General features: G+C 73.7%; 10 protein-coding genes. 3 read left to right on the forward strand and 7 right to left on the reverse strand.

The window, feature by feature from the left end; all coding sequences use genetic code 11:
• Positions 1-128 precede the first annotated feature (128 nt).
• The 3 genes from GTR00_RS06285 (at position 129) to GTR00_RS06295 (ending at position 2,085) form a co-directional block, all read left to right on the forward strand.
• The gene (locus tag GTR00_RS06285) at positions 129-320 is read left to right on the forward strand and encodes a hypothetical protein (protein WP_166610782.1); all 192 of its coding nucleotides are present in this window, start codon (positions 129-131) and stop codon (positions 318-320) included.
• Between the two features lie 122 nt (positions 321-442).
• The gene (locus GTR00_RS06290) at positions 443-1,063 is read left to right on the forward strand and encodes a DUF47 domain-containing protein (RefSeq protein ID WP_166610783.1); all 621 of its coding nucleotides are present in this window, start codon (positions 443-445) and stop codon (positions 1,061-1,063) included.
• 5 nt (positions 1,064-1,068) lie between these two features.
• Complete coding sequence (locus GTR00_RS06295) at positions 1,069-2,085, forward strand: inorganic phosphate transporter (RefSeq protein WP_166610784.1); 1,017 nt, start codon at positions 1,069-1,071, stop codon at positions 2,083-2,085.
• A gap of 75 nt (positions 2,086-2,160) precedes the next feature.
• Here GTR00_RS06295 and pstB read toward each other — a convergent pair whose 3' ends face one another.
• The 7 genes from pstB to mshD all read right to left on the reverse strand — a co-directional run.
• Positions 2,161-2,940: a phosphate ABC transporter ATP-binding protein PstB gene (pstB, locus tag GTR00_RS06300; RefSeq protein WP_166610785.1), complete on the reverse strand. Its 780-nt coding sequence runs from the start codon at positions 2,938-2,940 to the stop codon at positions 2,161-2,163.
• Between the two features lie 46 nt (positions 2,941-2,986).
• Entirely contained in the window at positions 2,987-4,078 is a 1,092-nt protein-coding gene (pstA, locus tag GTR00_RS06305) for a phosphate ABC transporter permease PstA (RefSeq protein WP_166610786.1), read from the reverse strand.
• Positions 4,075-5,025: a phosphate ABC transporter permease subunit PstC gene (gene pstC, locus GTR00_RS06310; RefSeq protein WP_205705201.1), complete on the reverse strand. Its 951-nt coding sequence runs from the start codon at positions 5,023-5,025 to the stop codon at positions 4,075-4,077. The genes pstA and pstC overlap by 4 nt, the downstream gene beginning before the upstream one ends.
• Before the next feature lie 166 nt (positions 5,026-5,191).
• On the reverse strand, positions 5,192-6,295 hold the full coding sequence (pstS, locus tag GTR00_RS06315; RefSeq protein ID WP_205705202.1) for a phosphate ABC transporter substrate-binding protein PstS: 1,104 nt from the start codon (positions 6,293-6,295) through the stop codon (positions 5,192-5,194).
• A 286-nt stretch (positions 6,296-6,581) separates the two neighbouring features.
• On the reverse strand, positions 6,582-7,580 hold the full coding sequence (locus GTR00_RS25590) for an NUDIX hydrolase (protein WP_205705203.1): 999 nt from the start codon (positions 7,578-7,580) through the stop codon (positions 6,582-6,584).
• Positions 7,577-9,745, reverse strand: a complete 2,169-nt coding sequence (locus tag GTR00_RS06325; RefSeq protein ID WP_166610789.1) for an RNA degradosome polyphosphate kinase — start codon at positions 9,743-9,745, stop codon at positions 7,577-7,579. The genes GTR00_RS25590 and GTR00_RS06325 overlap by 4 nt, the downstream gene beginning before the upstream one ends.
• 142 nt (positions 9,746-9,887) lie before the next feature.
• On the reverse strand, positions 9,888-10,481 hold a 594-nt coding region (gene mshD / locus GTR00_RS06330; protein WP_166610790.1), incomplete at its 5' end, for a mycothiol synthase.

The following is a 10,481-nucleotide window of genomic DNA, read 5'->3' on the forward strand; positions in this document are numbered from 1 at the left end:
GTCCGGCTCCCCGCCGGCCACCGCCGCGCCGGCCGCCGCGCCCGCCACCGCGCCGGTCGCCACGCCGGTCGCCCCGTAGCCCCGTTCCGTCTCGCGCGGGCCCGCTCGCGCGTACCGTGGGCGCCACCATGACCGCTTCACCCCGCCCGGAGGGCCCCGTGCCGGACCCCGCCGCCGGACCGCTGGCCGACGACGCCCTCGCCGAGGAGATCGAGCTGTACGCGGACGTCGTCGTCGCTGCTTCGGAGAGCGACGGCCCGCTGGCCGACAGCGACCTGGACCGCGTGCTGGGCGTCGAGGAGCCGGCCGAGCGGGACTGATCCGTCCCCCCTCCGGGGGACGCGGGCTCCGCCTCGATGCCGGTCCGGCAGCCGTCACCGCCTAGAGTCCGTCACGGGGCCGGCACCGTCGGCCCGCCCGAGACACCGTCAGCGGAGCCCCAGTGCGTTTTCGACTCACCCCCCGGGACGACGGCTTCTTCGAGCTGTTCTCCCGCACCGGCGAGATCCTCGTGGAGGCCACGGCCGTCCTCACCGAGTTCCTCGGCAGCGACCAGCTGCGCCGCGAGGAGCTCGCGCGCCGGATGGAGGAGCTGGAGCACGCGGGCGACGAGGCGACCCACGCCGTGCTGCGCAAGCTCAACTCCTCCTTCATCACGCCCTTCGACCGCGAGGACGTCTACCGCCTGGCCTCGCGCCTGGACGACTGCCTGGACCTGATGCAGGCGGCCGTGGACCTCATCGTGCTGTACCGCGTGGGCGCCCTGCCCGCGGCGGTCGGCGACCTCGTGCAGGTGATCACCCGGCAGGCGGAGCTGACCAGCGAGGCGATGCCGCGGCTGCGCTCCCTGCCGGACCTGACCGACTACTGGGTGGAGATCAACCGCCTGGAGAACCAGGCCGACCAGATCCACCGCGGCCTGCTGGCCACGATCTTCGGCGGCGAGTACGACGCCATCGCGATCATGAAGCACAAGGAGATCGTCGAGACGCTGGAGAGCGCCGCCGACGCCTTCGAGCACGTGGCCCACACCGTGGAGACCATCGCGGTCAAGGAGTCCTGAGAGCGGTGGACCTCGTCCTCGTCCTCGTCGTGGTCGTCGTCGTGGTCGCCCTCGGCTTCGACTTCACCAACGGCTTCCACGACGCCGCCAACTCCATCGCCACCTCCGTCTCCACCCGCGCGCTCACCCCGCGCGTGGCCCTGGCCATGGCGGCGGTGTGCAACCTCGTCGGCGCCTTCCTGGGCACGGGCGTCGCCGAGACCATCGGCTCGGGGATCATCGACGTCGGGGGAGGGGTGCAGGGCCTGCACGTCGTGCTGGCCGCGCTGGTCGGCGCCCTGGCGTGGAACCTCATCACCTGGCGCCTGGGCCTGCCCTCCTCCAGCTCGCACGCCCTCATCGGCGCGCTGGCCGGCACCGGCATCGCGGCGGGCTCCACCGTCCACTGGAGCGTCGTCCTCGACAAGGTCGTCGTGCCCATGGTCGTGTCGCCCGTGGTCGGCTTCGCGCTGGCCTACCTGGTGATGCTGGGGGTGCTGTGGGCCTTCCGGCGCTCGGCACCCGCGCCCACGTACCGCCGCTTCCGCCTCGCGCAGACCGTCTCGGCGGCCGCCATGGCGCTCGGCCACGGCCTGCAGGACGCGCAGAAGACGATGGGCGTCATCGTGCTCGCCCTCGTCGCCGGCGGGTACCACGGCGGCGCCGCCGGCGACGGCGACCTGACCATCCCGGTGTGGGTGAAGGTCGCCGCCGCCCTGGCCATCAGCGCCGGCACCTACGCTGGCGGCTGGCGGATCATGCGCACCCTGGGCCGGCGCATCATCGCCCTCGACCCCGCCCGCGGCTTCGCCGCCGAGAGCGTGTCCGCCTCGGTCCTCTACGTGGCGGCCCTCGGCTTCCACGCGCCCGTCTCGACCACCCAGGCCATCTCCGCGGCGATCATGGGGGTCGGGGCGACCAAGCGGGTGTCCGCGGTGCGCTGGGGGGTGGCCCGCTCGATGCTCACCGCCTGGGTGCTCACCCTGCCGGCCGCGGCCCTCATCGCCGCCCTGGTCCACGTGGTCACCGCCCCCCTCGGCTGACCCCCCCGCACGTGCGAGCGCCCGGCCACCCCGCACGGGGTGGCCGGGCGCTCGCACGTGCGGGGGGCGCGCCGGTCAGCCGAAGCGGCCGGAGATGTAGTCCTCGGTCGCCTTCTGCGAGGGGTTGGAGAAGATCGTCGAGGTGCTGTCGATCTCGACGAGCTTGCCGGGCTTGCCCACGCCGGCCAGGTTGAAGAAGCCCGTCTGGTCGGACACGCGGGCGGCCTGCTGCATGTTGTGGGTCACGATCACGATCGTGTACTCGTTCTTCAGCTCCCCGATGAGGTCCTCCACCGCGAGGGTGGAGATCGGGTCCAGGGCCGAGCAGGGCTCGTCCATGAGCAGCACCGAGGGGCGGATCGCGATGGCCCGCGCGATGCACAGGCGCTGCTGCTGACCGCCGGACAGGCCCATGCCGGGCTTGTCGAGGCGGTCCTTGACCTCGTTCCACAGGTTGGCGCCGCGCAGCGAGGACTCCACCAGGTCGTCCAGGTCGCTCTTCTTCATGCGCTTGGCGTTCAGCCGCACCCCGGCCGCGACGTTCTCGTAGATCGACATCGTCGGGAACGGGTTCGGGCGCTGGAACACCATGCCGATGTGCTGGCGCACCGACACCGGGTCCACGTCCTTGTCGTAGAGGTCCTGGCCGTCCATGACGACCTTGCCCTCCACGCGCGCGCCGGGGATGACCTCGTGCATGCGGTTCAGCGAGCGCAGGAAGGTGGACTTGCCGCACCCCGACGGGCCGATGAGCGCCGTGACCGCTCGCGGCTCGATGGTCATGTTGACGTCCTCCACGGCGAGGAAGTCGCCGTAGAAGATGTTCAGGTCGCTCACGTCGATGAGCTTGGACACGTCGGCTCCTAGGTCGATCTGGTCGGTGTGCGCCGGCGGGTGCCGCTCAGCGACTGCCCTTGGGGGCGAAGAGGCGGGAGATCAGGCGGGCGAAGAGGTTGAGGGCCATCACCAGGATGATGAGCACCAGCGCCGCCGTCCAGGCGCGGTCCACGCCCGCCTGGGCCGGGACGCCCGGCTGCGTGTACTGGTAGTACGCGAAGACCGGCAGCGTGGCCATGCGCCCCTCGAAGGGGTTGAAGTTCGTGCCGACGGTCAGGCCCAGCGTCAGCAGCAGCGGGGCGGTCTCGCCCGCCACGCGCGCCACGGCCAGCGTCACGCCGGTCGCGATGCCCGAGACGCTGGTGCGCAGCACGACCTTGACGATGGTGCGCCACTTCGGCACGCCCAGGGCGTAGGCCGCCTCGCGCAGGTCGTTGGGGACCAGCTTGAGCATCTCCTCGGTGGAGCGGACCACCGTGGGGATCATCAGGACCGACAGGGCGATGGCGCCCATGAGGCCGATGCGCATCTGCGGGCCGACGACCAGCGCGAACAGCGCCACGACGAACAGGCCGGCGACGATCGAGGGGATGCCCGTCATGACGTCGACGAGGAAGGTGATCGCACGCGCCAGGGCCGAGCGCGCGCCGTACTCGACCAGGTAGACCGCGGTCAGCAGGCCGATCGGCACGGAGATCAGCGCCGCCAGCAGGGTGACCACGACGGTGCCCCAGATGGCGTGCAGGCCGCCGCCGCCCTCGCCGATCACGCCCTGCATCGACCAGGTGAAGAACTGCGCGTCGAAGCGGGCGGCGCCGCGGCTGACGACGGTCCACACCACCGACACCAGCGGGACCATGGCGATGAGGAAGGCGATGGTGACCAGCGCGGTGACCACGCGGTCCTTGGCCTTGCGGCTGCCCTCCTTGGCCCCGGAGACCGCCGCGGTCAGCACCAGGTGCAGCAGCGCGGCCAGGACGGCGACGGCGCCGGCGGAGGTGCCGCCGGGCAGCAGCACGGCCAGGGCGACGACGACCGAGAGGACGAGCACCCCCCACGGCGCCCAGCGGGGCAGCGCGGCCTTGCTCAGCGGCTGGTCGATGGCCTGCAGCGCCTCGCGCGAGGGCTGGGGGTTCTTGCCGGTCGTGGTGGTCATGCCTTCGCTCCCGAGCGCGCGACGATCCAGCGGGCGGCGAAGTTCACCAGGAAGGTGATCACGAAGAGCGCCAGGCCGCTGGCGATGAGGACGTTGGTGTCGATCCCGGTGGCCTCGGGGAAGTTCAGCGCGATGTTCGCCGCGATGGTGGAGGGGTTGGTGCTGCTGATGAGGTTGAAGGTCACGACGTTCGAGACCGACAGCACCAGCGCCACCGCCATCGTCTCGCCCAGGGCGCGCCCCAGGCCCAGCATGGCGGCGCTGACGACGCCGGAGCGGCCGTAGGGGATGACCGAGTACTTGATCATCTCCCAGCGGGTGGCGCCCAGGGCCAGGGCGGCCTCCTCGTGCAGGCGCGGGGTCTGCAGGAAGATGTCCCGGGCCAGCGCCGTGATGATCGGCAGGATCATCACGGCCAGCACCAGGCCGGCGGTGAGGATCGTGCGCCCGGAGGCGGAGGCGGGCCCGGCGAAGAGGGGGATGAACCCCAGGTTGTCCGTCAGCCACGCGTAGACGGGGACCATCCACTGCGACAGCACGACGATGCCCCAGATGCCGTAGACGATGCTGGGCACGGCGGCGAGCAGGTCCACGAGGTAGCCCAGGCCCTGCGCGGCGCGGCGCGGGGCGAAGTGCGAGATGAACAGGCCGATGCCCACCGAGACCGGGGTGGCGACCACCAGGGCGATGACCGCGGCCAGGACGGTGCCGAACAGCAGCGGGCCCACGTAGGCGGTCAGGCTGCCGCCGTCGACCTCCGCGTCGGGGCTGAGGGCGGGCAGCGCCTCGTAGACGAGGAAGACCGCCACGGCGGCGAGGACGAGCAGGATCAGGACGCCGGCGCCGGTGGCGGTGCCGCGGAACAGGCCGTCCCCGCGCCTCTTGGTGCCGGTGGCGATCCCACCCCCTCCGGGGCCTCGCTCCGGCGCTCTGGTGGGTGTGCTCACCCTGGTCCTCCGTCTCGTGGGGCCGCCCGCCGCCAGGCGGGGCCGGCGGTGGCTGGGGGTCGTGCGGGTCGTGCGGGTCGTGCTGGTCGTGCGACGGGGTGGACGGCCCGGTGGGCCGCCCACCCCGGGTGGTGCGTTCCGGCCGACGGTACCGGCCGGGGTGGTCTCAGGCGCCGATGCGGTTCAGCGACTCGGTGATCTGGGTGCGCAGCTCGTCGGAGATGGGCGCCGAGCCGGCTGCGTCGGCGGCGGCCTGCTGGCCCTCCTCGCTGACGACGTACTCCATGTAGGCCTTCACGAGCTCGCCCTGGGCGGCGTCCTCGTAGCTGGAGCACACCAGGGCGTAGGAGACCAGCGCCAGCGGGTACGCGCCGGCGGCGGTGGTGTTGTGGTCCAGCTCGATGGCGATGTCGCCCTCGGGGCGGCCCTCGGCCTCGGGGGAGGCGTCCACGGCGGCGGCGGCGCCCTCGGCGGTCGGGGCGACCCACTCGGTGCCGACCTGGACCGAGACGGTGTTCAGCTCGCCGATCTGGCTGAGGTCGGCGTAGCCGATGGAGCCCGGGGTGCCGGTGACGGCCTGCACGACGCCGGAGGTGCCCTGCGCCGCCTCGCCGCCCTGCAGCGGCCAGTCGCTGTCGGCCTCGGCGGTCCACACGGTCGGGACGACGTCGTGCAGGTAGGCGGTGAAGTTCTCGGTGGTGCCCGAGCCGTCCGAGCGGTGCACCGGGGTGATGGGGGTGGAGGGCAGCGTCACGCCGGGGTTCTCGGCGGCGATCGCCGGGTCGTTCCAGGTCGTGACGGTGCCGTTGAAGACGTTCGCGATGGTGGTCGCGGACATCTTCAGGCCCTCGACGCCCTCGAGGTTGTAGGCGACGGCGATGGGGGAGACGTAGACCGGCAGGTCCATGGCGTTGCCGCCGGTGCAGCGCTCCTGCGCCTGGGTCAGCTCCTCCTCGTCCAGCACCGCGTCCGAGCCGCCGAAGGCGGTGGCGCCGTTGACGAACTGCTCGCGCCCGGCGCTGGAGCCGGCCGGGTCGTAGTTCACCGTGACGTCGGGGTTGGCGCTGTTGAACCCGGCCGCCCACGCCTGCTGCGCGGCGGTCTGGGTGCTCGCACCCGCGCCGGCGAGCTCACCGCTCAGCGTGGACTGCGAGGCCCCCGCGCTGGGGCTGTCGCCGGACGGCTCGTTCTGACCGCTGCACGCGCCCAGGCCCAGGGTGACGAGGAGGGCCGCGGGGATCGCAGCGCGGCGGAGGGAACTGCGGTTCACGAAGGGTGCTCGCTTTCGCTCGACGGGCGGGCGCGGAGCAGCGCCGGCCGGGGTCTGACGTCCGACGACGCTAAGCAGGCGAGGTGACGCGATACCCGGCCGAACGTTAACGGCGGGTAAACCAGGCGGGTCCATCGGTGGTCGAAAGCGCTACGGGGCACCGACTTCCAGGTGAACGGGCTAAGGGGTGCACTGCTCGTGAGCACGAATCTACCCCTGGTGCCCGCCGAACGCCTCGCCGTCGGGCCACGTCCCACACCCGTCCCACACCCGTACCGCACCCGCCTCAGGCCCCGCCGGCGGGCTCGTGCCGCTCCACGGCCACCACCCGGGCCTCGGCCCCGCGGCCGCTGACGTGCGCCACCAGGAACTCGCCCTTGGCGAGCTTGCGGCGCAGCTCCGTGCGCTCGCCGTCCCCCGCCAGCTGCGCCAGGTGCTCCTGCAGCTCCGGCAGCACCGGCCGGTGCGAGCACACCAGCGCCCCGCGCCCGGCGGCCAGCAGGCCCTCCAGCACGTGCACCGCCCCGGCCGGGTCCTCCTCGTGACCGCCCTCGCTGAGCGCCTCCTCGCCGCGCACCGGCCACGAGGCCGCGTCCGCGGCCGGCAGCACCGTCTGCACGCACCGCGCCGAGGGCGAGGTGACCACCGCGCGCACGTCGAAGCAGCTCAGCAGCGGCGCCAGCGCGTGCGCCTGCGCGTGCCCGCGGTCCAGCAGCGGGCGGGCGGCGTCGTCGGGACCCTCGAAGCGCTCGCGCGCCACCGCCCGCGCGTGCCGCAGCACCACCAGCGGCCAGGTGCGCACCCGCGCCGCCGCCAGCGCGTCGTCCAGCACCCGCTGGTCGTGCGGGTACGTCAGCAGCTGGCGCGCCTCCTTCACCCCGCACCAGCGCACCTCGTCCACCTCCTCGGGGGAGGCGGTCCAGGCGCTCTCCCCGGGCGCGGTGAACGCCAGCCAGTACTTCACCCGCTTGCGCCGCCCGCCGTCGACCCGGTAGCGCAGCTCCGGCAGCGGCCGGGCCAGCCGCACCCGGCAGCCGGCCTCCTCGCGCGTCTCGCGCACCGCCGCCTCGGCGTGCGTCTCGCCCTCGTCCAGCTTGCCCTTGGGCCAGGACCAGTCCCGCGCGTGGCGCGGGGTGGCCGGGCGGTGCACCAGCAGCACCTGCGGCTCCCCGCCGCGCCCGCGGCGCACCACCACGCACCCCGCCGCCTCCACGTCGACGGCGCCGGCCTCGCGCCCGGACCCGTTCGCGGCCCTGTCCCCGGCCCGCACGGCGGCCGGCGTCACCGGCGTCGCGGGGAGGGCCGGCGTCCGGGGCGCGTGGCGATGATGTGCTCCTGCAGGTCCATCAGCGGACGGCCCCCGCCGTCGGCGTGGTGCCGGGTCCACTCGCCCCGCGCGTCCAGGTGCCAGGAGGCCGTGCCGTCGCTCATGCACTGGTCCAGCAGCTGCGAGACCTCCCGCACGTGGCGCGGGTCGCTCAGGCGCACCACGGCCTCCACCCGGCGGTCCAGGTTGCGGTGCATCATGTCCGCGCTGCCGATCATCACCACCGGGTCGCCGCCGGAGGCGAACCAGAAGATGCGGCTGTGCTCCAGGAAGCGGCCCAGGATGCTGCGCACCCGGATGTTCTCGCTCAGCCCCGGCACGCCCGGCTTCAGCGCGCAGATGCCGCGCACCACCACGTCCACGGGCACGCCGGCCCGCGAGGCGCGGTACAGCGCGTCGATCACGGCCTCGTCGACGATGGAGTTCACCTTGATCCGCACGCCCGAGGGCAGGCCCTGGCGGTGGTTGTCGATCTCGCGGTCCACGCGGTCCACCAGCCCGGTGCGCAGCGAGCGCGGCGCCACCAGCAGGCGCTTGTAGGCGGTCTTCGGCGCGTAGCCCGAGAGCTGGTTGAACAGCCGGGTGAGGTCCTCGCCGACCTGGGGGTCGTCGGTCAGCAGGCCCAGGTCCTCGTACAGCCGCGCCGTCTTGGGGTTGTAGTTGCCCGTGCCGACGTGGCAGTAGCGGCGCAGCCCGCCGGCCTCCTGGCGCACCACCAGGCTCAGCTTCGCGTGCGTCTTCAGGCCCACCAGGCCGTACACGACGTGCACGCCGGCCTGCTCCAGCTTGCGCGCCCAGCTGATGTTCGCCTGCTCGTCGAAGCGGGCCTTGATCTCCACCAGCGCCAGCACCTGCTTGCCGGCCTCGGCGGCGTCGATGAGCGCGTCGACGATGGGGGAGTCGCCCGAGGTGCGGTACAGGGTCTGCTTGATGGCCAGCACGCGCGGGTCCGCCGCCGCCTGCTCCAGGAACGCCTGCACGCTCGTGGAGAACGAGTCGTAGGGGTGGTGCAGCAGCACGTCGCGGTTGCGGATGGCGCCGAAGACGTCCGAGGGCTTGGCGGTCTCGGCGCCGTCGGTGAGGTCGCGGTGGGTGCGCGCGACGAACTTCGGGTACTTCAGCTCCGGGCGGTCGATGTCGGCGATGTCGCCCAGGCCGCGCAGGTCCAGCGGCTCGGGCAGCTCGTACACCTCCTGCTCGGACACGCCCAGCTCGCGCACCAGCAGGTCGCGCACCGTCGGCTCGATGTCCGAGGCCACCTCCAGGCGCACCGGCGGGCCGAAGCGGCGGCGCAGCAGCTCCTTCTCCAGCGCCTGCAGGAGGTTCTCGGCGTCGTCCTCCTCGACCTCGAGGTCCTCGTTGCGGGTGACGCGGAACGTGTGGTGCTGCACCACCTCCATGCCCGGGAAGAGCTGGTCCAGGTGGACGGCGATGACGTCCTCCAGGGGGACGAAGCGCGCCGTGCGCCCGTCGCCGTCCTCCGCGGGCTCCACCGCCACGAAGCGCGGCAGCAGCGGCGGCACCTTCACGCGCGCGAAGTGCTCCTTGTCGGTGGTGGGGTTGCGCACCACCACCGCCAGGTTCAGCGAGAGCCCGGAGATGTACGGGAACGGGTGGGCCGGGTCCACCGCCAGCGGCGTCAGGACGGGGAACACCTGGTCGCGGAAGAACCCGTGCAGGCGCACCTGCTCGTTGGCGGAGAGGTCCTCCCAGTGCACGACCGTGATGCCGGCCTCGGCCAGCGCCGGGCGCACGCCCTCCAGGAACGCGTTCGCGTGCCGCTCGGTCAGCTCGTGCGCGCGCACGCTGATGGCGTCGAGCACCTCGCGCGGCTCCAGGCCGCTGGCGGCGGTGACGGCCAGGCCGGTGGCGATGCGGCGCTTGAGCCCGGCCACCCGGACCATGAAGAACTCGTCGAGGTTGTTGGCGAAGATCGACAGGAACCGGGCCCGCTCCAGCAGGTGGGTGCCCGGGTCCTCCGCCATCTCCAGCACGCGCTCGTTGAACGCCAGCCAGGACAGCTCGCGGTCGGCGAAGCGGTCCTCGGGCAGCTCCACCGGCTCGTCGGTGCGGGGGATCGCGGGCAGGGGGGCGGCAGAACCGGCCCGGGTCGTCGCCGTCATGGCACCCATCCTGCCACCGGCGCGCGCACCACCGGCCCGGCGAGGGCGTCGGGAGGGGGACCCGTGACGGGCCGTCGACGCCGCGTCGACGCGGCGGTGGACGCGCTGCTGCGCGCGGGTGGAGCGGGCCGCCGGCGGCCCGTCAGCCGGCCGGCGGGAGGCCCGCGGGGCCTGCGCCCGGGGAGCCGGCGCCCGGGGAGCCGGCGCCCGGGGAGCCGGCGCCCGGGGAGCTGGCGTACTGCACGTCCACCGCCGCGCGGGTGAAGCCCAGCGACTCGTACAGCCGCACCGCCGGCGCGTTGTCGCCGTCCACGTACAGCTCCACCGCGCCCGGCGCCCCCGGCCCGGCCACGGCCCGCAGCCCGCGCACCAGCAGCGCCCGGCCCAGCCCGCGCCCCGCCGCTCCCGGGTGCACGCCCAGCACGTACAGCTCCGAGGCGTGCGGCTGCACCTTCATCCAGCAGAAGCCCAGCAGCCGCCCGGCCTCCTCCTGCGCCAGCAGCAGCAGCGAGGGGTCGAACCACGGCTCGGCCTCGCGCAGCAGCAGCTCCGGCACGCCCCAGCGGCCCTGCTCCGGGTGCGCCGCGAACGCCGCCGCGTTCAGCGCCACCCACGCCCCCTCGTCGGCGCCGGGCGCGAAGGGGCGCACCCGCACGCCCTGCGGCAGCGCCGGCTCGGCCAGCTCCGCCAGGCCCGCCGCCGGCCGGTGCATCCGCAGCAGCTCGCGCGCGCGCAC

It is taken from the genome of Kineococcus indalonis (assembly GCF_009906395.1).
In the GTDB taxonomy this organism is placed as follows: domain Bacteria; phylum Actinomycetota; class Actinomycetes; order Actinomycetales; family Kineococcaceae; genus Kineococcus; species Kineococcus indalonis.

What these genes read in the sequence shown, in the direction of transcription:
- GTR00_RS06285 (WP_166610782.1), top strand. Translation starts at nt 129, where the DNA reads ATGACCGCTTCACCCCGCCCGGAGGGCCCCGTGCCGGACCCCGCCGCC.
- pstA (WP_166610786.1), bottom strand. Translation starts at nt 4,078, where the DNA reads ATGACCACCACGACCGGCAAGAACCCCCAGCCCTCGCGCGAGGCGCTG.
- GTR00_RS06325 (WP_166610789.1), bottom strand. Translation starts at nt 9,745, where the DNA reads ATGACGGCGACGACCCGGGCCGGTTCTGCCGCCCCCCTGCCCGCGATC.